The organism is Streptosporangium sp. 'caverna', assembly GCF_003203775.1.
Taxonomy (GTDB): domain Bacteria; phylum Actinomycetota; class Actinomycetes; order Streptosporangiales; family Streptosporangiaceae; genus Streptosporangium; species Streptosporangium subroseum.
In genome coordinates this window covers 10,340,853-10,363,854 of the sequence record NZ_CP029711.1, presented here as the reverse complement: position 1 = coordinate 10,363,854, position 23,002 = coordinate 10,340,853, and the positions used below count along the sequence as shown (strand labels likewise).

General features: G+C 69.8%; 24 protein-coding genes and 1 pseudogene. 13 read left to right on the top strand and 12 right to left on the bottom strand.

The genetic code is table 11. The annotated features are described in order from the left end of the window. Positions 1–65: 65 nt before the first annotated feature. The 5 genes from DKM19_RS44770 to DKM19_RS44750 form a co-directional block, all read right to left on the bottom strand. Positions 66–740 (bottom strand): alpha/beta fold hydrolase, encoded by a 675-nt coding sequence (locus tag DKM19_RS44770; RefSeq protein ID WP_110704723.1) that lies wholly within the window; start codon positions 738–740, stop codon positions 66–68. Between the two features lie 73 nt (positions 741–813). Beyond that, on the bottom strand, positions 814–3,525 hold the full coding sequence (locus DKM19_RS44765) for a LuxR family transcriptional regulator (protein ID WP_110704722.1): 2,712 nt from the start codon (positions 3,523–3,525) through the stop codon (positions 814–816). Then, a complete protein-coding gene (locus DKM19_RS44760) occupies positions 3,522–3,770 on the bottom strand; it encodes a hypothetical protein (protein ID WP_110704721.1) in 249 nt (82 codons plus the stop codon). Before DKM19_RS44760 ends, DKM19_RS44765 begins: the two co-directional genes overlap by 4 nt. After that, a complete protein-coding gene (locus tag DKM19_RS44755) occupies positions 3,770–4,450 on the bottom strand; it encodes an alpha/beta fold hydrolase (protein ID WP_110704720.1) in 681 nt (226 codons plus the stop codon). The genes DKM19_RS44760 and DKM19_RS44755 overlap by 1 nt, the downstream gene beginning before the upstream one ends. Positions 4,451–4,611: 161 nt before the next feature. Continuing rightward, on the bottom strand, positions 4,612–5,517 hold the full coding sequence (locus tag DKM19_RS44750; RefSeq protein WP_162642241.1) for a LysR family transcriptional regulator: 906 nt from the start codon (positions 5,515–5,517) through the stop codon (positions 4,612–4,614). 116 nt (positions 5,518–5,633) lie between these two features. Here DKM19_RS44750 and DKM19_RS44745 point away from each other — a divergent pair, with 116 nt between their 5' ends. The 4 genes and pseudogenes from DKM19_RS44745 (at position 5,634) to DKM19_RS44735 (ending at position 7,913) form a co-directional block, all read left to right on the top strand. Then, on the top strand, positions 5,634–6,482 hold the full coding sequence (locus DKM19_RS44745; RefSeq protein ID WP_110704719.1) for an SDR family NAD(P)-dependent oxidoreductase: 849 nt from the start codon (positions 5,634–5,636) through the stop codon (positions 6,480–6,482). 30 nt (positions 6,483–6,512) lie between these two features. Further along, positions 6,513–6,731, top strand: coding sequence for a hypothetical protein (locus DKM19_RS51370; protein WP_204358511.1), 219 nt, complete (start codon positions 6,513–6,515; stop codon positions 6,729–6,731). Next, positions 6,704–7,003, top strand: a pseudogene (locus tag DKM19_RS44740) (nuclear transport factor 2 family protein); the annotation flags it as partial. The gene DKM19_RS51370 and the pseudogene DKM19_RS44740, both read left to right, overlap by 28 nt. 436 nt (positions 7,004–7,439) lie before the next feature. After that, entirely contained in the window at positions 7,440–7,913 is a 474-nt protein-coding gene (locus DKM19_RS44735; RefSeq protein ID WP_110704718.1) for a hypothetical protein, read from the top strand. 424 nt (positions 7,914–8,337) lie between these two features. Here the strand turns inward: DKM19_RS44735 and DKM19_RS44730 are convergent, their stop codons facing one another. Both DKM19_RS44730 and DKM19_RS44725 read right to left on the bottom strand, forming a co-directional pair. Then, entirely contained in the window at positions 8,338–8,817 is a 480-nt protein-coding gene (locus DKM19_RS44730; RefSeq protein ID WP_239513930.1) for an HAD domain-containing protein, read from the bottom strand. 129 nt (positions 8,818–8,946) lie between these two features. Beyond that, on the bottom strand, positions 8,947–9,519 hold the full coding sequence (locus DKM19_RS44725) for a helix-turn-helix domain-containing protein (protein ID WP_110704716.1): 573 nt from the start codon (positions 9,517–9,519) through the stop codon (positions 8,947–8,949). 80 nt (positions 9,520–9,599) lie between these two features. Between DKM19_RS44725 and DKM19_RS44720 the strand changes: the two genes are divergently transcribed. The 3 genes from DKM19_RS44720 (at position 9,600) to DKM19_RS44710 (ending at position 12,627) form a co-directional block, all read left to right on the top strand. Continuing rightward, the gene (locus DKM19_RS44720) at positions 9,600–10,565 is read left to right on the top strand and encodes an alpha/beta hydrolase (protein ID WP_110704715.1); all 966 of its coding nucleotides are present in this window, start codon (positions 9,600–9,602) and stop codon (positions 10,563–10,565) included. 210 nt (positions 10,566–10,775) lie between these two features. Further along, complete coding sequence (locus DKM19_RS44715) at positions 10,776–11,636, top strand: CPBP family intramembrane glutamic endopeptidase (RefSeq protein ID WP_110704714.1); 861 nt, start codon at positions 10,776–10,778, stop codon at positions 11,634–11,636. Between the two features lie 298 nt (positions 11,637–11,934). Beyond that, complete coding sequence (locus DKM19_RS44710; RefSeq protein ID WP_162642239.1) at positions 11,935–12,627, top strand: DUF4232 domain-containing protein; 693 nt, start codon at positions 11,935–11,937, stop codon at positions 12,625–12,627. A gap of 150 nt (positions 12,628–12,777) precedes the next feature. On the opposite strand, the gene DKM19_RS44705 is transcribed toward DKM19_RS44710, so the two are convergent. Both DKM19_RS44705 and DKM19_RS44700 read right to left on the bottom strand, forming a co-directional pair. Then, positions 12,778–13,719, bottom strand: a complete 942-nt coding sequence (locus tag DKM19_RS44705; RefSeq protein ID WP_110704712.1) for a GNAT family N-acetyltransferase — start codon at positions 13,717–13,719, stop codon at positions 12,778–12,780. Positions 13,720–13,805: 86 nt separating this feature from the next. Next, a complete protein-coding gene (locus DKM19_RS44700) occupies positions 13,806–14,375 on the bottom strand; it encodes a dihydrofolate reductase family protein (protein ID WP_110704711.1) in 570 nt (189 codons plus the stop codon). A gap of 106 nt (positions 14,376–14,481) precedes the next feature. On the opposite strand from DKM19_RS44700, the gene DKM19_RS44695 reads away from it, so the two are divergent. Further along, on the top strand, positions 14,482–15,084 hold the full coding sequence (locus DKM19_RS44695) for a TetR/AcrR family transcriptional regulator (RefSeq protein ID WP_110706426.1): 603 nt from the start codon (positions 14,482–14,484) through the stop codon (positions 15,082–15,084). A 39-nt stretch (positions 15,085–15,123) separates the two neighbouring features. On the opposite strand, the gene DKM19_RS44690 is transcribed toward DKM19_RS44695, so the two are convergent. Then, positions 15,124–15,930, bottom strand: coding sequence for a helix-turn-helix transcriptional regulator (locus DKM19_RS44690; protein ID WP_110704710.1), 807 nt, complete (start codon positions 15,928–15,930; stop codon positions 15,124–15,126). Between the two features lie 232 nt (positions 15,931–16,162). On the opposite strand from DKM19_RS44690, the gene DKM19_RS44685 reads away from it, so the two are divergent. Further along, positions 16,163–16,960 (top strand): SDR family NAD(P)-dependent oxidoreductase, encoded by a 798-nt coding sequence (locus tag DKM19_RS44685; RefSeq protein ID WP_110704709.1) that lies wholly within the window; start codon positions 16,163–16,165, stop codon positions 16,958–16,960. A 30-nt stretch (positions 16,961–16,990) separates the two neighbouring features. Here DKM19_RS44685 and DKM19_RS44680 read toward each other — a convergent pair whose 3' ends face one another. Next, positions 16,991–17,620, bottom strand: a complete 630-nt coding sequence (locus DKM19_RS44680; protein WP_239513929.1) for a maleylpyruvate isomerase family mycothiol-dependent enzyme — start codon at positions 17,618–17,620, stop codon at positions 16,991–16,993. Between the two features lie 570 nt (positions 17,621–18,190). Beyond that, positions 18,191–18,790: a TetR family transcriptional regulator gene (locus tag DKM19_RS44675; RefSeq protein WP_110704707.1), complete on the bottom strand. Its 600-nt coding sequence runs from the start codon at positions 18,788–18,790 to the stop codon at positions 18,191–18,193. A 119-nt stretch (positions 18,791–18,909) separates the two neighbouring features. On the opposite strand from DKM19_RS44675, the gene DKM19_RS44670 reads away from it, so the two are divergent. The 4 genes from DKM19_RS44670 to DKM19_RS44655 all read left to right on the top strand — a co-directional run bounded on the left by DKM19_RS44670 (position 18,910) and on the right by DKM19_RS44655 (position 22,970). Further along, entirely contained in the window at positions 18,910–19,692 is a 783-nt protein-coding gene (locus DKM19_RS44670) for a VOC family protein (RefSeq protein ID WP_162642238.1), read from the top strand. A gap of 55 nt (positions 19,693–19,747) precedes the next feature. After that, positions 19,748–20,494, top strand: a complete 747-nt coding sequence (locus tag DKM19_RS44665; protein WP_110704705.1) for an SDR family NAD(P)-dependent oxidoreductase — start codon at positions 19,748–19,750, stop codon at positions 20,492–20,494. Positions 20,495–20,661: 167 nt separating this feature from the next. Then, positions 20,662–21,618, top strand: a complete 957-nt coding sequence (locus DKM19_RS44660) for an SPFH domain-containing protein (RefSeq protein ID WP_239513928.1) — start codon at positions 20,662–20,664, stop codon at positions 21,616–21,618. Between the two features lie 332 nt (positions 21,619–21,950). After that, the gene (locus tag DKM19_RS44655) at positions 21,951–22,970 is read left to right on the top strand and encodes a hypothetical protein (protein ID WP_162642236.1); all 1,020 of its coding nucleotides are present in this window, start codon (positions 21,951–21,953) and stop codon (positions 22,968–22,970) included. Positions 22,971–23,002 lie beyond the last annotated feature (32 nt).

Genomic DNA, 23,002 nt, shown 5'->3' with positions numbered 1-23,002 from the left:
CCCTGCCAGCGAGGCGCCCCTGGCCGGATCCTTTCCGTCGGTCTCTTCCCGAACGGGGCCTGCGATCAGGCGGCGGCCTGGCGGATGAGGGCGGCGACCGCGGCGGGCTGCGACAGGTAGACCGAGTGGCTGCCCGGCGTCTCCGCGACGGTCGAGCCGGCGCGCTGCGCCATGGAGTGCTGTGCGGGCGGCGGGATCATCCGGTCGTCGGTCGCCACCAGGTACCAGGACGGCTTGGCGCGCCACGCGGGTTCGGTGACCGCGCCGCCGAGGGCGTCCACGCCCCAGGGGACCTGCGAGTCGGCCATGAACGCCGCCTGGTCGGCGGGAAGGTCCCCCGCGAACGACGCGGCGAACTTGTCCCGGTCGAGGAAGAGGAAACCGTTCACCGGGGGCAGGATCGGCGGGACGGGCGCGCCGGGCGGCGGGTCGGCGATGATCGTGTTGACCGACTCGCCCTTGTCCGGGGCGAAGGCCGCGATGTACGCCAGCGCCGCGACGTTGGGGTGGCCGCCGGCCTCGCTGATCACGACGCCGCCGTAGGAGTGACCGACCAGGACGCACGGGCCGTCCAGACCGTCGATGACCTGGTGGGTGGCGGCGACGTCCCCGGCCAGGGACAGGGTCGGGTTCTGCACGATTGACACGCGGAAGCCGTCGGCGACGAGCAGGTCGTAGACGGCCTGCCAGCCGGAGCCGTCGACGAAGCCGCCGTGGACGAGCACGATGTTGCGGATCATGGCTTTCCTCTGCGAGGGGAGAAGGAGTGGAACACCTCCCACGGTAGGAACGGGGCGGCTCCCCTCGCGTACGTCAAATGATGTAATCGCCCTCCCTCGCGGCCATGAGACGGCTCAGCTCGCCGCGCGTCGTGATGCCGAGCTTGGGGAAGATGTGCGAAAGGTGCGAGCTGACCGTGCGAGGCGAGACGAACAGCCGCTGGCCTATGTCGCGGTTGGTCAGGCCGTCCGCGACGAGCTGCGCGATCTGGAGCTCCTGGGCGGTGAGCCGGTCGCGGGCGTCGCGCTTGCGGCGGATCCGCTCGCCGCTCGCGCGCAGCTCCCGCAGCGCGCGCTCCGACCAGGGCACCGCGCCGAGGGCGTCGAACGCCTCGGCCGCCGCGCGCAGCGGAGCCCTGGCCTCGGCGGCGCGGCGCTGACGGCGCAGCCACGCGCCCCACGCGTGCCGCAGCCGCGCCCGTTCGAACGGCCAGCCGACCAGGTCCTCGCGCAGTGCCTGCGTGAACAGCTCCTCCGCGGTCTCGTCGGGCGCGGTGACGGCCCTGACGTAGGCGAGCGCCACGTGCCCGATCGGCAAGCCGCTCTCCTCGATCACCGGGGTCAGCTCGTCGGCGACCGCGCGCAGCTCCTCCTGCCGTCCGCTGAGCAGCGCCGCCTCCGCCAGGTGCGGCAGCGCCCACAGCCGCACGTACTGGCTGTGGCTGACCTCGCTGGGGTCGAAGATCGGGCGCAGCGCGTCCCAGGCCGCGCCGAAGGTCCCGTCGGCCAGCTCGGCGGCCCCCCGCGCGAGCTGCACCAGGGCCAGCATCGGGTACGCGCCCGCTGACAGGAACGCCCGTTCGGCCTGCGCGGCGAGGTCGCGCGCGACGTCCGTCGCGCCGCGCAGCGCGTGAATCTCGGCGGATACGGCGTCCACGGTGAACACCCACTGCCGCTGCCTGGTCTCCACGGCCAGCGCCCTGGCCTCGGCGGCGGCGACGACCCCGAGCCGGGTGTCGGCGAGTCGCGCCGCCGCCGTCGCCTGCCCGACGAGCGCCTGCGCGAGCGACCCGAACGGCCCCCGCGCCCGCATCCCCGCGATCGCCTCCGCGTACAGCCGCGCGCCCAGCGGGAACGCCCCGACCGCGTTCGCCGCGACGCCCAGCCGGAGCAGGTTGTGCGGGCTGACCCAGCTCGCCCTGCTCAGCGCGTCGAGCCGGGCCAGCACCTGCCTGCCGCGCTCCACCGGTGCGATCATCGCGAGTGACGTGACGAGCTGAGGGTCGTCCGGAGACACGTCCAGCCGGTCGATCGCGGCGAGCACGGGCGCGCGGGCCTCCCGCGTGGGGTTGGAGAAGAACCAGCGCAGGCCGACCCAGGACAGCCAGTTCAGGGCGTACGCCGAGCCGTCACGTACGCGCATCTCGTCGACGAACCCGGCGAGGTCGGACAGCCGGTCCACGCCGGTCCACACGAAATGCAGGCTGATGTCGCGGAGGTTGGTGAGCCTGGACCGGTCGATCGGGGCGAGGTCGGCGTCCTCCGCGCGGACGACGAGGCGTTCCAGGGCGGCACGGTCGCCGAGATCGCAGGCCATCATGGCGGCGTCGATCAGCCACGTGCCCCGGCGGGCCGGGTCGGCGCTGAGGTAGGCGGCGCGCTCCAGCGCCTCCAGCGCACGCCCCGACGCGCCCCTGTCTTCGGCGCGCAGCGCGGCGTCGGCGAGCCCGGCTGCGACGTCGTCGTCGTAGGACGTCGCGGCGGCCGCTCGGTGCCAGATCCTGCGGTCGTCGTCATCGGGCAGGGCGGCGGCGAGCGCGGCGTGCGCGTCGCGCAACAGGTCGGGCCCGGCCGCCTGGGTGATCGCCGACCTGATCAGCGGGTGCCGGAACCGGACGCGCACGGCGTCGGCCACGACCAGTCCCGCCCGGGTCGCGGGGGCCAGCGCGGCCGCCTCGATCGGTGCGCCCGCCAGCAGGGACGCGGCCCGCGTGTTCTCCTCGATCGTGTCGTCCTCGTTGACGGCGGCGACGAGCGCCAGGAGCCTGGTGTCGGCGGGCAGCGCGGCGAGTGCCTGGGCGAACGCGCGCTCCAGCCGCTCCGTCAGAGGCAGCCTGCTCGACGCCAGCAACTCCTGGTCCTGCCGGGACGCCAGCGCGGCGAACTCGATCAGCGCGAGCGGGTTGCCCGCCGCCTCCGCCAGCACGCGGGCGCGCAGCGCGATGCCCAGGTCGGGCGCGACCCTCGCTAGCAGCTCCGCCGCCGCCTGGCCGGTCAGCGGCGGCACCGTCAGTGCGGGCAGTCCCGACACGGTGAGCCTGGCCTGCGCGTCGGCGTCGTCGCGCAGGGTCGCCAGCAGCACCACCGCGTCCGAACGCAGCCGGCGCCCGACGAACGCGAGCGCCTCCCAGCTCGGCCCGTCCAGCCAGTGCGCGTCCTCGACGGCGAGCATCACGGGCGTGTCGCCCGCCAGCGCGGACAGCCGGTGCAGTACGGACATCGCGACGCGCAGCGGCCCGCCGTCGAGATCGCCGGGCGGGAATCCGGTCCCCGCGAGCAGCCTGCGCAGACCCTCGTACGGGACCTGACCTTCGGCGGGCACGCCGGTCACGGTCAGCACGCGCGCCCTCCTGGCCGCGGCCTCGGCCGTGGCGGCCCCGAGCAGCGCCGATTTGCCGACGCCCGCCGCGCCGCTCAACACGAGCGCGCCGCCGCCCTCCTTCAAGCCGTCCAGCAGTGCCAACAGGTCACGCAGTTCGGCGTCTCGACCCACGAGGTCGTGCGGTTTCACGAGAACGATGCTCACACCGCACGCCCCGAGCCGTCCAATGCCGGCCCGCGCGGATGCGCGTACGCACCGCCAGGACGCGGCAGCGCGAACCCGGCGAGTCGCGCGACCCCGGCGTGGCGAAGACCTGAGTCGTGCGACCCCGGCGTGGCGAAGATCTGCGCCACGCGCGCCCCGGCCGTGCGCTCGGTGATCGTCGGCCGGGCCGTGATGAAGCGGTCGGCCGGCCCCAGCACAAGCACGTCGCGCGTGACGGCCGACATCAGGCGGCGGCCTGGCGGATGAGGCCGGCGACCGCGGCGGGCTGTGAGACGTAGACGGCGTGGCTGCCGATGGCTTCGACGACGAACGCTCCGGCGCGCTCGGCCATGGCGCGCTGGGCCGGCGGCGGGATCATGCGGTCCTCGGTGGCGACGAGGTACCAGCTGGGCCTGTGCCGCCAGGCCGGCTCGGTGACCGCGCCGCCGAGGGCGTCCACGCCCCAGGGGACCTGCGCGTCGGCCATGAACGCGGCCACCTGCGCGGGCAGATCGGCGGCGAACGCGTTGTGGAACCTGTCACGGTCGAGATAGAGGAGACCGTCGTGCGGGGGCAGGATCGGCGGGACGGGCGCGCCGGGCGGCGGGTCGGCGATGAGCGTGTTGACCGACTCGCCCTTGTCGGGGGCGAACGCGGCGATGTACGCGAGTGCCGCCACGTTGGGGTGGGAGCCGGCCTCACTGATGACGACCCCGCCGTAGGAGTGGCCGACCAGGACGGCCGGGCCGTCGAGCGCGTCCAGGACCCGGCGGGTCGCGGCGACGTCACCCTCCAGCGACAGCGTCGGGTTCTGCACGATCCGGATGCGGAAGCCGTCCCTGGCGAGGTCGTCGTAGACACCCTGCCAACCGGATCCGTCCACGAAGCCACCGTGCACGAGCACGACGTTCCTGATTGCCGTCATGGTCACTCCTGGCCTGGATGGACGGGCTCGATACCTGTCCGAGGTCCTCCATTCAAGTCGCGTGGAAGATCACAGACCACGCAGAACAGTACGCAGAAGTTTCACACTCAACCGGCCTTCGGCATGGCAGGGGGCGTACGGGCCGCCTCGGCTGTGGTGGATCATCCGCTCTGCGTGAGGTCACGAGTCGCCGCGAGGTCGGTGACGATCTCAAGGAGGCGTGGGAGCGCGGGGTTGTCGTTACGCGGCAGCCAGATGACGTCGGTGGGGGCGTAGGCGTCGGTGAAGGGGATGAAAACGACGCCGGTACGGCGGAGGCTCTGAGAAGAGCGGACCAGGCGGGTGATGCCGACGCCGGCGGCGACCAGAGCAAGGAGGTTCTGGGGGTTGGCGTCGGTATGGACGATGTTGGGAATGAAGCCCGCCTCCTGGAAGTGGTCGTCATAGGTCCGGTGCCAGGGCTCCCAGGAACTCGGCGGGGTGAGGACCCAGCGTTCCTCCGCCAGGTCCCGCAGATCCAGTTCGGCGCGGTGGGCCAAGGCGTGGTCTTCGGGCAGGACGGCGCATACGGGCTCATTGGTCAAGGTCCGGGACGCGAGACCGTCGACCAATGGCGGGCGGGTGAACGCGGCGTCGTAGCGTCCGCTGGTAACGCCCTCGACGAGGGCGGCGATGGTCGTCGATTCCGTAGTGATCCGCAGGTCCGCCAGGCGCTCGCGCAGGGCTCGGACGATGGGGGGCAGAAGATGGTTGGCGACGGTGGTCAAGAAGGCCAGGCGAAGGTCGCCGACCTCGCCCCGCTGGGCCCGCTGAAGGACGGCGAGGGCCTGGTCCGTGCGTTCCAGGACGGCGCGGGCCTCGGAGACGAACACCCCGCCGACGGCGGTCAGCCGGGTGCCGCGGCTGTCGCGGTCGAACAGCCGCACCCCCAGCCGGCGCTCCAGAGCGGTGATCTGCTGGGAGAGGGACTGCTGGGCGATCAGTAGGCGCTCCGCTGCCCTGGTGAAGCTCAACTCCTCGGCCACCGCAAGGAAATATCGCAGTTGCCGCAGCTCAGGATGGGTCACAGCTTCTGACTGTAGCGCGGGCAGCGAGCAAGTGTTGGATCTTGATCATGGCCCCCGGCCAGGCTGGTGGACAGCGGGAAGCACGTGGCGACCCGCATGCACAAGGGGGTTCACCGATGTCCGACAGCGCCGCCGACCAGTCCCGGGTCTGGCTGATCACTGGTTGTTCCACCGGGTTCGGCCGCGAGCTGGTGCGTGCCGCGGTTGCCGCGGGCGACCGGGTGATGGCCACCGCCCGTCGCCCCGAGGTCCTGGCCGACCTGGTGGATCTCGGCCGGGGCCGGGTCAGCACCACCACGCTGGACGTGACCGACTCCGCCTCCATCGAGGACGCGGTCGAGGCGACACTGGCCGTCTACGGCCGGATCGACGTCGTGGTCAACAACGCCGGCAACCTGCTCTTCGGCGCCGTCGAGGGGTTCAGCATGGACGAGCTGCGCAGCCAGATGGACACGGTGTTCTTCGGCGCCGCCGAGGTCACCAAGGCGGTCCTGCCGCATCTGCGCGAGCAGGGCAGCGGCACGATCGTGCAGATGAGCTCCATGGGCGGACAGGTCACCTACCTCGGGTTCGGCGCCTACCATGCGGGCAAGTTCGCCCTGGAGGGCCTGTCGCAGACGCTCGCCAGGGAGCTCTCCCCGCTCGGCGTCCGCGTGATGATCGTCGAACCCGGAGCGTTCCGTACCCAGATCAACGCGAGCAAGATCCTCACTTCGGTTCCGGAGGCGTATCACGGCAGCGTCGGCGCCTTCCGCACGGCCATCGACTCGATGCGGGGCCAGGAGCAGGGCGATCCCGCCAAGGCCGCAAGCGCCATCGTCACCGCCGTCCACAGCGACAACCCACCCCTGCGGCTGGCGCTGGGCGGCGACGCGGTCGACGGCATCCGCGCCGAGCTGGCATCCCGGCTGGAGGACGTGGCCGGCTGGGAGGAAGTCAGCCGCTCCACCGACGTCACCGTCTGACCCGGCACCGAATACAAAGGAGCAACCCGTATGACCGCTCAGGGTGCAGGATCCCCCGAAGCACTTCTCCCGGAGATCGCCGACCGGATGGCCGTCCGCAGGCTCGTTGATCTCTACGCCCACTACGCCGACCGCCGGGACGCCAGAGGGCAGGCGGCCCGTTCGCCGAGGACGCCCGTCTCGCCGTCTACCAGGGCGACCCCGCGAGCAACGAGCCCGTCCAGCTCCTGCGGGGCCGCGCCGAGCTGACCGACGCACTGGAATTTCTGAACACCTTCCAGGCCACGACGCACTTCATCGGTCAGCATGTCGTGGACTTCAACGAGGACGGCGCCGCAGGCGAGACCCACTGCCTCGCCTACCACCTGTTCGAACACGACGGCCGGCGGATGCTGATGGTGATGTCCATCCGCAACCAGGACGTCTTCGTCCGCAGGGACGGGCAGTGGCTGTTCGCCGAAAGGAAGATCATCGTCGACTGGACCGACAGCCGTCCCTCCACGCCCCAAGAAGCCGCATAAGGACGTGCACTCTGCGAAGGCCCGTGAACGATGCTTCCGTTCCAGCGGTCGTCGCAACACCCCAGCTGAGGGGATGTGATGGACTTCGAGATCCGGAAGAACCGGGAGCGGTCTCAGGGACGCAAGAAGCTCACTCAAGAGCGGGCGGGATACGGCACAGCGCGTCCAGGGCTGCGCCGTGAGCATGCTCTGGTGGCTGCCCGGGTCCGTCGGAGGTCGTCCGGTCCCATCAGGTGCCACCACGGGAGCGGGGAAAACCAGGGTCGTTTGTGTGTCGTAGTGCACGCTCGGCGCTGAGCGTGCGTTTGTACGCAGAACGGGACTTTCCCCCTGCCTAATGTCAGTGCTGTCCGGAACGCGCAGCACCAAAAAGCGCACCGGACACCAAGATCTCCACCCGCTCACCCGAGCGTCCTCACCAGAAGGAAATCCCCTCATGAGCAAGCTTCGTAGCGTCCTTGTCGGCACCGCCCTGGCCGGCGCCCTTGCGGCCGGCATCGCCGCCGCCCCCGCCCAGGCCGCCACCGCCTCCACCGCCAGTGCGGCGAGCACCGCTTCGGTTGCCCAGGCGCAATACACCAAGCACTGGTTCTCCGGCTCCTCCAGCTTCGGCCGGGGCGAGTCGCGCGGGGAGCGCTCGGAGTACAAGGGCTACTGGTACTACTCCAATGGTCGCTACTACTTCGACATCGAGGCCCGTGACCACGACCGCGACCGCCAGAACACCTACGTCGACTTCAGCTGGCACGACAACAACGGCTGGCACAACCGCCGGTTCTTCACCGGCGGCAAGAGCGAGTGGAAGTTCAGCTACAGCCGCAACAGCGGCTTCGACGGCTTCCGCACCCGCATCGGCGAGGGCAACTCCCGCGACTTCGACTGGGGCAACTACTACCGCCACTCCTTCTGATCCACCACGACGCTTCCGATGTGCGGCGCGTCACGCCCCAAGAACGATCCGGCGGAAGGATCAGCGGTCCGGCTGGTCCTTCCGCCGGCCGACACCACTCCACCGGACAGGGCCTGGAAGCGACGGGCCCTTCCTCCGGACGCGGAAGGCCGGTGGTTCGGCCCCGCTCCCGACCATCTCGCCGATCAGCATGAAAGCCCCGAACGATCATCGTTCGGGGCTTTTTTGATCTCCGGTGACGGCAACGTCCACCGGCAGGATTTCTTGCAGGCTGGTGACCCTGTTCGGTCAACCGCACGATGAAATAAGGCTGACGGTGCTGAGCACTTCGCTCTCACGGTCCCAGAGAGGGCATTGAGAAGTCTTTGTGATCTTCATTCTGGTGTTGCCGGAAGAGCGGCGGCGAGGCTCGCGGCTGGCTCGGTTACAGCTGGGCCAACCAGTCGGCGATGGCTGCGAAGTCGGTGTGCGTGAGGCCATGACGAGGGTCAACGCGATGGAGGAGAGCCTGCCCGTGATGGTGGGCGGACACCCAGGCGCGATCGGCGTCGGTGATTTCGTCATCGACCCAGACGAACGAGCGCCCGGCCGCCCAGTCGACCAGGCCGCGGGTCTTCCAGTGCAGCGGGCTCTCCTCCTCCGAGTCCGGCCAGTCCACTACCGGTAACTCGGGCAGGCCAAGCAGCGGGCCGATCACTTCGTTCGCATCGGCCATCCATGTCGTCGCCCACACCAGGTCACACGGCAGCGCCGACAATCGCGACCCGTGCCGGGGATCGATCCTGGCCAGCAGAGGGTTCGAGCCCGCTGCCGGCGGCGCTGTCCGGTTACCGGAGCGCTCATCGAGATGCGGCTGTGGCGCCCCGAACGGAATGAGTGGTCCGTCGACATCGAGGAACAGCAACGGACGGTCCGCAGAACCAGACATTGCCGCAGGATAACGGCGGTCGCCCGAGAGACGGCGCCGCCCGATGGTACGGCCGCGGCGCCTGTCGCCCGGGTTGTGAACTGCCCGGCAAGAGCGAGAGACGGTTCAATCGGACCCCCGCTCGGCGCCGGCGTCCGGCCCGGCTTCCGTCCGGGGTTGGTCCGGTACGGCAACGAGGCTGATGACGTGACGTATGCGGCCGTCGTCCCTGGCGTTGCCCATCCGTGCGACGACCGCGCTCTCGATCTCCTCGATCATCGCGGCGAACTCTTCTTCGGTCAGCCACACCGCTGCCTGCCGGTAGACCACGCCATCCAAAGCGGGATCGGCGTCCTTGTGGGCGAGGTAGCGGTGGAAATCCGCCATCAACGACGCTGCGAACGTGGTGAACGCCCGTAGGTGGTCCTCCCGCGTCATCGCCGCCCGCGCGGCCGGGTCGACCGCCGCATGCTCCTTGCGCATCCGGTAGCTGCGCTCCACCGTGCCGCGCACCCGTTTCTCCTCCACCACCTCCAGCGCACCCCCGTCGACCAGCACGGCGATGTGCCGGTACATCGTCGCCGGTGCGATGTCGGGCAGGCGGTCTCGCAGCTGTGAGGTGGTCAGCGGATCGGCGTCGAACAGCGCTTGCAGGATGCGCATCCGGACGGGATGCAGGAGAAGATCTGCGGTTGCCATGAACCCATGTTCTCACATACGGTAATGTTCTCACAGATGATAAAGTTCGCACGATCGATAATGATGAGAGGAGGCGGGACATGCGGGACGTCGACATGACAGTCACCGCGGACGACGGACTGCCCCTGGTCGGCACCCTGACCCTGCCCGCGGGCCCCGGCCCGCACCCGGCCGTTCTGCTGCTGCACGGATCCGGGCGGCTGGACCGCGACGCCAACACCGGACGGCTCCGCATGGAGCTCGGACCACCACTGGCCGCCGCGCTCGCGAAGGACGGGATCGCCACACTGCGGTATGACCGGCGCGGCGTCGGTGCCACATCCGGCGACTGGCGCGCGACCGGATTCGCCGACAACCGTCGCGATGCCGCCGCCGCACTACGTGCCCTGGCCGTACGGCCCGACATTCGGGCGGACGCCATCGGCGTGGTCGGGCACAGCGAGGGTGCCGTCCACGCCATGTCCCTCGGCGCGCACCCGGGGGTTGCGGCGGTGGTGCTGCTGGCCGGGTTCGCCCGCTTGGGCGAGGACGCCCTGCGCTGGCAGGCCGGGATGATCGCCCGCGATCTCCCCGCGCTCGTGCGGCCGCTGCTGCCGGCTCTGCGAGCCCTGGCCGACCGGCAGCTGGCTCGGATCAAGACGACCAGCACGGACGTGGCGCGCGTCGTCGGGGTGCCGATGAACGCCCGGTGGATGCGGGAGTTGCTCAGCCATGACCCGCGCCCCGACCTGGCGAACATCCGGGTCCCCGTCCTGGCGATCACCGGCGGCAAGGACGTCCAGGTCGACCCCGCGGACCTGGACGAGATCCGCAGGCTGGTGCCCGGCGAGGTCGAGGTCCACCGGATCCCCGACCTCACCCACCTGTTGCGTCGTGACCCCGGCCGTCCGTCGGCGCGCTCCTATCCCCGGCTGCTGCGCCGGCCGGTCGACGCCGACCTGCTCGCACAGGTGGCCGGCTGGCTCGCTCACCGGCTCCGGGAGACGCCCCAGGAGATTCGCGCCGCGGGGCGTGCGGATCCTCCCGGCGGGACGAAAACTTCCTAGTTAAAAATCCTTAGTCCGATCATTTCGTCCGGTCGGTGCCGATAGGGCACTGCCTCTGTTCGGCGCGCTTGTTTTTTGTTGCTCTCGGACTCGCCGCCGGCCGTATCGGTCCGCGCTGACCTCCAAGAGCACTTCGATTGCCGTTTCCGCTCGTCCCCCGCGGAAGGAATCAGGAATTCCTTCCTGCGATACTCGTGAAAGGGAAAAAGCGTGACCATCACACCCCCCGTTAGTCAGAAAAGCGGCCTTGCCCTCTTCTGGGCTGTCACGTTCGCGACGACCTGGGCTTTCTGGTTTGTCGCGATCAAACTCGGTGGACCGGCGATGAGCTCTCCCACCGTCATCCCCTACCTGCTCGGCGGCTTCGGCCCGGTGCTCGGCGCGATCGCGGTCCGGGTGCGCCGCGCCCGCCGCCGTCAACCCGTCCCCGCCCATACGGTGAGGCTCCGGCTGGGCCTGCGGCTGTTCTGGGTGCTGCCCCTGCTGGTGATGGCATCGGCAACCGTGCTGGCAGCCGCGCTGCTCGCGGATCTCCTGGGCGGTCCCGCGGTGAGCCTGACGGAGGGGCAGAAACTGATCGCGACCGTCGGCGGACCCGTGCCGTTCATCGTCAGCATGCTGATCGGCGGTCCGCTGGCCGAGGAGCCCGGCTGGCGCGGCACGGCATACCCACGCCTGCGCGCGTCGATGAGCCGCCTTCAGGCCGGCCTGCTGCTGGGTGTCGTCTGGGCGGTATGGCATCTGCCGCTGTTCTTCATCCCCGGGACCGTCCAGGCCACATTCGGTCTGATCAGCTGGAGCGGGTTGCTGTTCACACTCAGCGTCATTCCGATGGCGTTGCTGACCGGTTATGCCTACGAGCGTGCCGGGGTTGTGGCGGCGATCGCGGTCCACTTCGGAATCAACACGACGGTGGCGCTGCTGAGCGTCAATTCGCCCGTGACGCAGGCATCCATCCTGGCGGTGCAGATCATCGTCGCGCTCGCGCTGCTTGCCTCGTGGCGTGATCGCCGGGGGGACCTGCCGGTTGATGCGGACCCCCGTTCGCACCGGGTCGTCACCAACTCCTAGGATCGGATCAGCCGGCCCCGAGGTCGATCGACTCGGGCGGCACGACCGAGATCGCCCGGTGACAGCACCCTTCGGGTGAGCCTGAACGGGGGAGCGGCCGCGCGAGAGCCGTACTCGTCATCAGTGGCTCCGGCGCGGTCCTCGTAGAGTCGTTGCGCTACATGCTCGCTCCGGCGTCGTGGTTGAACCATTTCGACGCCGGAGCCGTGCTGTGTTCGAAACGCGTTCGCCGAACCGGTGTCCGAGGGAGACCGGGTGCTCGGCAACCGTGACCCGTCAACGAGGGATTGGGAAGAACGTGGTGTCGCGACGTCGTACGGCCCGCTGGACCGTCAACTGTGCCAGGGCGGTTCTGCTGCTCGCCGTACCGGGGATGATGATCTCGGCCTGCGGGACCTCGTCGCCGGTCGCCCCCACGACGGCAGGATCCGCATCGAACACGCCCCCGGTCACGTCGACCCCGACCGGCGTCGCGCCGAGCGTGGGCGACGATCCGACTGCCACGTCGCCCGCGCCGGTCGGTGACGGCACACCGGAGGCCGTGCCGGCCTGTACGGCGACCGACATCACGGTGACCCTCACCGAGCAGCCGCAACGACGCGAGGGCGACAGCCGGATGGCGCTCGTCCAGCTGACGAACGCGTCCGGCCGTACCTGCAGCGTGGGCGGTTGGCCGGTGATCACGCTCGTGAACGCGGCCGACAAGGCGGTGAACGTGCCGACGAAGGACGTCGCCGAGCCGGGCGAGTCGGTGCCGGCCGACCTGGCCCCGGGTACGGGCGCGTTCGCCGGTATCAAGTGGACGATCTGCGACAAGGCGGCCACTGACTGCCCGACCGGCAACACCGTCAAGGTCGGGCTCGCGAAGGGCGGGCCGCTCGTGGCGGCGACCCTGGAGGGCTTCCCGAGCCCGGAGCGGTCCGGCATCACCTTCAAGTCGCTCCAGGTCGGCACGGTTCAGCCCAGCAACCAGGGCGTCGTCGCCTGGTAGGCGGCACCCGGCGCGGACCGGAACGACGTACGCGATGCGCGCCCGGGCCGGCCGTTGTGCGATGCGCGCCCGGGCCGGCCGTCCATGCCGCGCGAGCTCGCCCGGCGGCCGCGCGTGGAGGAGGCCCGTAAGCCCACGAGCTTGGGGCCGTCAGTCGGACGGCGCGGAGAAGAGCATCCGGATCTCTGTGTTGCGGTAGCCGGCGCGCTCGAAGGCCGCGGCCATCGGCGCGTTGGTCGTGTCGGTGGTGGCCGTGATCAGCTCCGCGCCGTTCTCGGCGTGGATGCGGGTGATCTCGGCGAGGATGTCGTCGACGTGGCCGTGGCCGCGCAGCTCCGGGACGACGCCGAGGTAGCCGACGTTGACGTTGTACGGCGTCGCCGACGGGATCGCCAGCCCGGCGACCGCGCCCTCGGGGGTATAGGCGATCCGCCACCACTCGCGCTCGCCGAGGCAGCCGAGATAGAAGTCCATCTCGTGACGGGCGGTGGCCTCGGCGCCCTTGGTGGCGAGGTTCTTGCGGGTCTCGGCGTCCAGGCTGCCCTCGGCGATCCGGCGGAACACCTCCAGGAACTCCTCGTCGGAGGCGTCGGCGAAGATGAGCCGGCCGCGGGAGGCGGGAACGCCGAGGTCAGGCGTCCACTCGAAGCGCAGCCGTTCCACCTGGTCGGTCAGCCCGGCCGCCAGCGCGGCCTCCCGCCGCCAGGCCAGGGCGGCGCTGGCGGCCACGTCGGCGCGCCAGCCGTTGGGCAGCGTCAGGTTGTACAGCGGAAGCCTGCGCGCGCCCTGCTCGCCGAACTCCCGCAGGCCCGCGGCGAGCAGCTCGGCCGCCACGGCCGCGCGGTCGGGGACGGAAGCGTCGACGTACAGGCAGTCCAGTGCGATCGGGTGCTCGCTGCCGGACTGCCCCCACCACAGCGCGCGAGCCACCACCCGCTCGCCGTCCTCGGCGATCCAGGTCCACTGCGGCCGGTACATTCCCTCGGCCAGCTCCGCCAGGTAGCGGTCGGCGGGGATCCAGCTGATGGGCTCGTCGACCGTACAGGCGATGACACGATCGAGGTCGGCCTCGGTCGTGGGACGGAACAACATGATGCCTCCGATAAGCGGCGGAACAGATGGAACCGACTCCGTGCCGGTGGAATGAGCAGGAGGGGGTTCCGGGGTGGCGGAAGGGGTCAGTTCCCGGCGTAGGTCATGATCACCACGCCGGTGTCGAAGGGACGGGTGGCGGTGAGGGTGAAGCGGGTCGGGGCGAAGGGGCCGTCGAACAGGGGGATACCGGAGCCGAGGACGATCGGGTTGAGCTTGATGACCAGCTCGTCGATGTACGGCAGCAGCTGGGCGGCCAGTTTCCCACCGCCGCACAGCCAGATGTCCATTCCGTCCTGCTGCTTCAGGCCCCGGACGAGCTCCGCCGGATCGCTGGAGACGATCTCCACCTCCGGGTCGGCGCCGGTCAGGGTGTGGGAGAACACGTACTGCTTCAGGTGGGGGTAGGGGCTGGTGACGCCGACGGCCAAGCCGGGTTCGTAGGTGCCGCGGCCCATCAGGATCGTGTCGAACCGCTTGTTCGCGACGCCGGTCAGGCCGAGCGGCTCGCGGGCCTGGATCGGAATGGTCTCGGGATAATCGGCCAGGATGGCCGCCGCGGAGTCTCCCTCGAAGGAGAAGAAGTCGAACTGCCCGTCGGGGCCGGCGATGAAGCCGTCGAGGGTCGAGGCGATGTAGTAGGTCAGCTTGCGCATTCGGTTGGTTCCTTTTCAAGGCGGTGCAATCGATGTACTCTGACTGAAGTGGTTTGAACGTAGTACTTCACTTGCAGTGGTGTCAATGAGCTTCTTGGAGATCTCCATGCGACAGAACCCGGAACGCCGTACGGCTCTGCTCGACGCCGCCATCGAAGTCCTCGCCGGCGAAGGCTCGCGCGGGCTGACGCTGCGCGCCGTCGACGCCGAGGCGGGCGTCCCCAACGGCACGGCGTCCAACTACTTCGCCAACCGCGCCGAACTGCTGCGCCAGGTCATGGAGCGCACCCGCGAACGCATGACCCCCGACGCGTCCGCGCTGGGCGACACCATGAAGGCGGAGCCCTCCCGCGAGCTGGTGACCACGCTGATGCACCAGCTCATCGAGCGCGTGCGCGGTGACCGCAGCAGTCACCTGGCCATGCTGGAACTGCGCCTGGAGGCCACTCGACGCCCCGAGCTGCAAGCCGAGCTGACCCGTGTCTTCAGCACGGAGCTCGACGAGAACATCCGCTTCCACCTCGACGCCGGTCTGCCCGGTGACCGCGATGCGGTCGTGCTGCTCTACCTCGCCATGCGCGGGCTGATCGTGGACGACCTCACCGTGCCCGGCCTCCTCGCGCCCTACCCCCTCGACGGTCTGATCGGCGACATGGTGACGCGCATCCTGCCGCCGGAGGTCCCGCGAACGCCGGAAACCCGGTCCTGAACACGTCCGGTGACAGCACGCCGGAGGCTGCCCCAGGCGTCACAGATCCAGCAATTTCGCGGCGGTGGCCGCGTCCGCCGGCAGGAAGACCAGGAGCTGTTGTTGCTCGTGGTCGGCGGTGGCGAGTTTGATGTAGTCGAAGGTGAACATCCCCGCCCCGGGATGGCGAATGCTCTTCCGGGATACGTGGAAGCGCCGTACCTCGTGCTCTTCCCACAGTTCGGTGAACGCGGGGCTGGCCACACGGAGAGCCTCGACGAGTTCGCGACCGCGGGGATCGCGGTTGTAGCGCGCGAGGTTCACCCGGAGCTGGCCGAGGAGTTTGCGGGCTTCGGTGCGCCAGTCGACGAACAGGTCACGGACGTGGTCGTCGGTGAAGATCAGCCAGGCGTTGTTGCGCTCGATGGCCGGACGGTCGTCGAGCCCGCCGAGCAGCGTGGCATAGGTGCGGTTGTAGGCGAGGAGATCCCACCAGGGGTTGGTGACGTAGGCCGGGTTGGGGTGCTGCGTGTGGATCAGGCGGCGCAGCGTGTCGTCGAGATTCGGGCTGTCGGTCCTCTCCGCGGGCGAGGCGAGCCCCGCGAGAGTGAACAGGTGAGCGCGCTCGGGTGCGGCCATGCGGAGCGCGCGCGCCAGGCTGTCGATGACCTGCCGGCTGACGCTGATGTCGCGGGCCTGCTCCAGCCAGGTGTACCAGGTGACGCTGAGCCCGGACAGTTGAGCCAGCTCTTCCCGCCGCAGCCCCGGTGTGCGTCGGCGTGGCCCGGGGCGCAGGCCCAGAGTGGCCGGGGCGGTCGATTCACGTCGCGACCGCAGGAACTCCGCGAGTTCCTTGCGCTGGACCATGTCCTCCATCGAATCGGGCCCCCGTCCGCCGATGCCTGTTAGCAGGCACACCAGCATAAATCGGTGCCTGTTTCACGGTCGGCGTCGCCCCTAACGTCATGCGTGCGTGCCATCACGCGCTGACCTCGACGTCACCGTCGTGGATCCTCGCGGCCTACGTGGGATCAGCCCGCGTCTGCGGCATTTCAGATCGTGCCCTCAGTCGATTGTTCAGAGTCACCAGGAGCCGTTCATGTCCACAGTCACCACCGCCGTCCATCTGGATCTTCCGCTGGCGGGTAGGACCGCGCTTGTCACCGGTGGTGCCCGAGGGCTCGGCGCGAGCATCAGCCGGAGCCTGGCCGGTGCCGGCGCGCGACTCGTGCTCGTGGGGCGGGACAGATCCACGCTCGACGCCTTCGCCGCGGAGCTGCCGAACAACCCGGTGGTGATCGCGGCGGACCTCTACGAGGCGGGGGCGCCCCTGGCCGTGCTGGACCAGGCCAGGGAGGCGGTAGGCACGATCGATGTGCTGGTCAACAACGCCGGCGGAGGAGGCGGTGGCCGGAGTGACGAGCTCACCACGGAGGCTGCCGACCGGGGATGGGCCCTCAACCTCCGTGCGCCGTTGTTGCTCGCGGGACATGCCGCCGCGGACATGGCGAGGAACGGCGGCGGCAGCATCGTGAATATCTCCTCGAGCCTGAGCAGGCAAGGCATGGCCGGTACCAGCCTGTACAGCGCGCTGAAGGGCGGACTGGAGTCGTACACCCTGGCGCTGGCCGCCGAATGGGGCCACGGACAGGTGCGCGTCAACGTTGTGAGCCCCGGGGCGACCCGTTCGGACCTCGGTGCGTGGATCGTCGACAACGAGACCGTTCGGGCCGGCTACCTCACGAAGGTGCCACTCGGCCGCGTCGGCGAGCCCGAGGACATCGCCGCCGCCGTGCTCTTCCTCAGCTCACCCGCCTCGTCGTACATCACCGGCCAGATCATCAGCGTTGACGGGGGATGGGCCACGACGGCGCCGTCACCGCTGCTCGGCGCCTGATACCGGCGCACCTGGCCCGATGTGCCCGGGTCACGCCGTCTCGCAGCGGTCCCGCAGGGTCGCGACACCGTCGCCTTCGAGTTCGTCGCAGTACGCCGTGCGCCCGGCCATCGCCATCGTCAGCGCCAGTGTGGTGCCGGACACGCGCGGCCCCGAGCCGGTGGTGAAGGGTCCGTCACCGGCGACGAGCCGCAGGCCGGCGATCCGTCCCTTGGCCGGGATGACGAGGTCGGAGCCCTGGTAGTACTCGGCCACCTTCGTGATCGTCTCGATCGGGTAGGCACGGCGGATGCCCAGCGGCCGTCGGATATCCTCCCCGTGCACGATCGACTCACCGAGCAGCGCCACGGCCGGGAGGGGCGGCTTGGTCGTGCTCGTGATGACGCGGCGGAACCTTTCGAGCGTCGCGGCCGGGGTCGCGCCGAGCTGCTCGGCCAGCCGCATGGCCACCTGCTTGTCGAAGTCGAACCGGCAGCGGATCACGCCCGCCATCCACCGTACGGTGTTGAGGCTCGCTCCCGCGGTGAGGTGCGCGAGCACCTCGCGCACCGTCAACTCGGTGCACAGTGAGGGCGTCGTCCACTGCTCGTCGGTCAGATCCGCGAGGTCGGCCGCCAGGGCCGCTCGCTCGGCGTGGACCAGCGGCCAGATGTCGGTCACGCGGTGGCGGTCTGCTCTCGGTTCTGTCGCGGCCATGTCGGACGGTCTCCTGTCGTGGGTCGTGACCTTCGCTGCGCCTGGGCCGGAGCAGCCGGGGGGTAGGTGTCGGGCGGTCTCGGTCGTCAGGGGCTCAGCAGGCCGGCGGGGCTGCCGTCAGGGTCGACGAGCACGGAGGTCTCGTCAATGGTATTCACCGGTCAGCCGAACATCGCCTGGTGGAAGCGTCGCGCTCGCGGAGCGCCGAACCACGTGGGCGCGGGGTGGTGTCCGGTCGAGGTCATGGGTGGCCTTCTGGCAGGGGCGGCAACGGTCGGTCGAAGGGGAGACCCCCGCGGCGGGACGGAATCGTCGCTCGTGAGCGAAGTTTTTCCCGGACGATCCGCGGACATGGCAGCCGAGGGCGCTGAGGGTCCCGACCTGGCCCGCATCACGGAGACGGACGTGCCCGGAGCGGTAGACGTCTTCAACGTCAGGGCGAACACCGTGCGCGTGCCGTTCACGCGGCCGACCAGGCCGACCGAGCCGGCCTGTGGCCGGCCGATTGCCGCGACGTGGGCCGGACGATTCCGGCTAGCTGCGAACCGCCTGGATGGCCGTGTCCAGCAGGGTGTCCAGCGCCTTCGTTCCGCCGGATCTCGTCCACATCTCGACTGCCACGTCCAGGCATGAGAGCGCGGCCGAGACGATCGCGTGGGCGCGCAGTTCGCGCGTGGCCGCGGGCCCCGTCATGCGTTGAACGACGTAGGGAAGGAGCAACTCCTCCCACTGGGTGTGCTTCTGTTGCGCGGCGGCCCGGAGCGCGGGGGTGGTCGCCAGCATGGTCGCCCTGGCCAACGCCTTGCCGCCGTCGCTCTTGAGGGCGTCAAGGGGCTCGTCCAGCGCTCGTCGCAACGCCTCCCAGGGCGGCTCCTCGGCCGGCCGGGACTGTAACGCGGCGGCCAGCGCGTGGCCTATCTGAAGCATGTCTCCCAGGACCATGTCTTCTTTGGTGGCGAAGTAGCGGAACACGCTGCGCCCGGACATGCCGACGGCGGCGGCGACCTGGTCGACGGTCGTCTCGTCGAATCCCTGCTCCAGGAAGAGCTCCATCGCTCTGGCGGCGATCTCCGCCTGGACCGCCCGGCGGGTCACCTCGCGGAGGCCGCGCTGCGAGACCGGTGCGCTAGTCATGGCTCCCATGGTAGCAGCACGCTGTCATTCCAGTCGCTTACTGTTGGGTTTGTCATTGACTGACACAACTGTCTATGGTTGTCATCAGCGTGGACCAGGCATCGATCGAAGGAGCAGACGTGGACATCGACAACCGCGAACTCGGAACGCCCAGCCGGGTCGGCCTCCAATCCCCCGACCCGGATGCCGCGGCGAGGTTTTACGCCACGCTGTTCGGCTGGGAGTTCGGCGACACGTCACCGGAGGCCAACGGATATCGGACGGCGCTCCTGCGGGAACGCCCCGCAGCCGGGGTCGGGTCGATCCGGGAGCCCGGCCGTCCCGGCTGGACGGCCTACGCCGCCGTGGCCGACGTCGACGAGGTCGCGAGCAAGGTCACCGCCGCCGGCGGCACGATCCTCTCCCGGTCCGGCGACGCCTCGATCGTCGGCCCGGAAGACGCCTCGGGTGCCGGACGGGAAATCGTCTTCGCCGACCCCAGTGGGGCCCGGTTCGCGGTCTGGCAGGCCGGTGACCGCAAGGGCGCCGCGGCGGTCAACGAACCCGGCACGTTCTCCTGGGCCGAACTGATCAGCGACGACGTCGACTCCTCCGCCGCCTTCTACGGGTCGGTGTTCGGGTGGACCGTCACCGGACCCGAGGGCCCGATGAATCGCCGGGAGTGGCGGCTCGACGGTCGATCGATCGCCGGGCTTCTTCCCCGCCCGCCGGCGATGGCGAAGGACATTCCGCCCTACTGGGACGTCTACTTCACCGTCGCCGACGCCGCGGCGACCGCCGAAACGGCCGTCAACGCGGGCGGCACGCAACTCATGCCCCCCACGGACATCGGAGCGGGTCACATCGCCGTCTTCCTCGATCCGGCCGGAGCGGTCTTCACCGTCATGGCCCCCAAGAGCTGACCGCCCGCTCGTTCGCGGCATCCCACGACGCAGCACACATCAGGGAGAAACCACCATGTCTGTCATGGGAAAGGTTGGCATCGTCACCGGCGCCGGCTCGGGACTCGGCGAGTCGGGCGCCAAACGGCTCGCCCGGGAAGGCGCCAAGATCATCGTTGCCGATCGGAGCCGGGACACGGCCGGACGGGTCGCCGGGGAGATCGCCGCCGCCGGCGGCGAGGCCACACCGTTCGTCGTCGACGTGTCGGTCTTCGAGGAGACTCAGCGGCTTGTGGAGTTCGCCGCGTCCACGTACGGGCGGCTCGACATCGCGTTCAACAACGCCGGCGTCACCCCGAACCTGATCGATGTCCACGAGATCGATCCGGCGGACTGGCTGCGGGTGATCAGCGTCAATCTCACCGGCGTCTTCTACAGCATGAGGGCCGAGCTGGCCTACTTCGTCGAGCATGGCGGCGGGGCGATCGTCAACATGGCCTCGACCGCCGGCGTGATGGCACACGCCGGGCGCGCCGCGTACTCGGCCTCCAAGCACGGCGTCGTCGGACTGACCCGCTCGGCCGCGGTCGAGTACGCCAAGCGCGACATCCGGATCAACGCCGTCGCACCGGGTCCGATCGATGCGCCCTCCGCCCGATCCCTGCCGCCCGAGGTGCGGGCCGCGATCGCGGCCAAGACGGCCATGGGACGCTCCGGTGAGATGGACGAAGTCGCCGCCGTGGTGAACTTCCTGCTCTCCGACCAGGCGTCGTTCGTCACCGGATCGGTGTACGAGGTCAATGGCGGCCAGACCCAGCTGTGAGCGTCACGGGCACCGCTTGACGGCGGCGCGCCCTGGGCCGGACTGCCACGCCGTACGAATATGTGTCTTCCGCGTCGGACATTTCGGAGGATTGTTGAACAATTCTATAAGGGGATTGTGGATAATCGGGGTGAACGCAGATGCCCCCCATCCAAGGAGCGCAGGCGATGCGCAGACTCGGCACCATCATGGCGATCATCCTGCTGGCAGCGGTCCTGGGCTTCACGATCCCCACCGTGATCGGCGCGATCACCGGTTTCGCGAGCACCCAGGCCGGCGAGGTCGCGGTCGTCCGGGACGGCGGTCTCTTCGACGACAACGGGATCAGGCAGGTGCTCGATCCCGCGTCCGGGCTCACCTGGACCGGACTGTGGTCGGACATTCACCCCTATCCGGCCCAGCAACGCTTTTACACCATCACCTCCGACCCCAAACGCGCCACCGCCCTCGGCGTCGACCTCGTCACGACCCCCAGCAGTGACGGCGTCAACCTGGGCATCGAGGGGACGCTCTACTTCACGCTCAACCTCGACCGGGAAACCCTGAAACGGTTCGACGACGGTTTCGGCACCCGTACCTTCCGCGGGCAGGACAACGAGTCCTACTACGCGTGGGAGGGAGACGCGGGATGGTCGGCCTTCTTCGGCCAGGCCGTCCGCCCGGTGATCGACAACGCGCTGCGCGTGCAGATCGGCGACCTGCGCTGCGCCGAACTGGTGCCCTCCTGCGCGATGCTGGACAGCGGGGCGGAGCTGGAGCCGAGGAGCAGCAACGCCAACGTCGCCAAGGTGCAGGCGGGGGTCAACGCCACGCTGGAGCGCGACCTCCCGCAGATGCTCGGCGGCGCCTTCCTCACCGGCCTGCGCTTCAACCTGGTCCGGGTGACCCTGCCCCAGGGCGTCCAGCAGTCGGTGGACGGCTCCCTCGCGGCGGCCGCGGGCGTCGCCGAGGCCCGGGCGAAGGTGGACCAGGCCAAGGCCGAGGCGGAGGCCAACCGCGCCAGGCAGAACGGCTACGACAAGTGCCCCGCCTGCGCCGAGATCGACAAGCTCAAGTCCCTCCCCCAGGGCATCACCGTCTACGCTCCCGGCAACCCCGACGCCGTCGTCATCCCGAGCCGATAGCAGGCCCGGCGCGTTCGGAACATCGGAGCGGCAGGGTCCGCCGAGGCGAGACCCTACCGCTCCGGCGCCGGTCGGATCGGACGGCTTGAGTGAGGTAGCCGCGCGGTGCCGCACTCGCTCCGTCCCTCTCACCGCGGTCTTCCCCCAGCGCGGGGATGATGGTGGACTTGAGTCATGATCTTCACCGTTTTCGCGGGAGAAAGGGTCGCCTCATGAGGCTCGTCCATGTGGTGGTGTGCTCGGTGCTTGCGCTGGCCTGCGTCGGCGCGGCGGGCCCGGTCGCTCCGAATGAGTCTGTTCCGCTCAATGAACCCGTTGTGCTGAAGGAGCCCATGAGGGGGCTGATCGATCGCGACGGGCCGTCGAACGCGGCGTACGCGCCGGTCGTCGACAACTTTGTGATCAAGGTGAACTGGAGCGACCTGCAACCGGTCGAGGAGCCGGGCACCGGACACGGGGCCGCGCTGGACACCTCTCAGATCGACCAGGCCCTGGCCGATCCCGAGGGCGCGGGGATGGCGGTGCGCCTGCGGGTGTACGGCGGGATCAACGCACCGGACTGGGCCAAGCGACTCGGCGGCGCGACGCCGATCCCCTGGCACTCCGACGGCGAGGTCATCGGCACGATCGGCCGCTTCTGGACCACGGCGTACGGCACGGCGTATCAGAACCTGCAGGACAGGCTGGCCGCGCTGTACGACGACGACCCCCGGCTCCTGGACGTCGTCATCGCGCGGTGCACCACCGAGTTCGCCGAACCGTACATTCGCCAGACCGGGAACCTGCCGGAGAACCGGCCCGGGCTGGAAGCGGCGGGATACACCTCCGCGGCCGACGACCAGTGCCATCGCGACGAGATCGACGCCCACCAGGTGTGGCAGCGCACCCGTTCCTACCTGGCGTTCAATCCCTATCAGCGGATCAACACCACGACGTGGAAGGGCTCGGTCGACAGCGCGTTCACCGAGCAGATGATCGACTACTGCCGCGCCTCGCTCGGCGAGCGCTGCGTGCTCGGCAACAACTCGCTCGACCCCGACCGTCCAACCAGCTATCACAACATGTACGCCTACATCGCGGCGAAGGGCGGCCCGATCTCCTTCCAGACCGCCACGGCCGCCAAGCTATGCGGTGGCCTCGACCCCTGCCCGCCGTCGGCCTGGAATCCGACCTTGGACCTGGCCCTGACCTACGGCGCCGGCGCCGTCGAACTTCCCGGCGCCCGGACCGGATACACCTCCTGGCCCCTCGCCGAAACCCCGCCGCACCACGGCCTGACCTACTACGACGGCGAACTCGAACAGAACCAGGCCGCTCAGGACGGCCCCGGTACGGCCCGATCCGTGAACTGACGACCGGGCACCGCCGTTCTCCTTGAACTCTG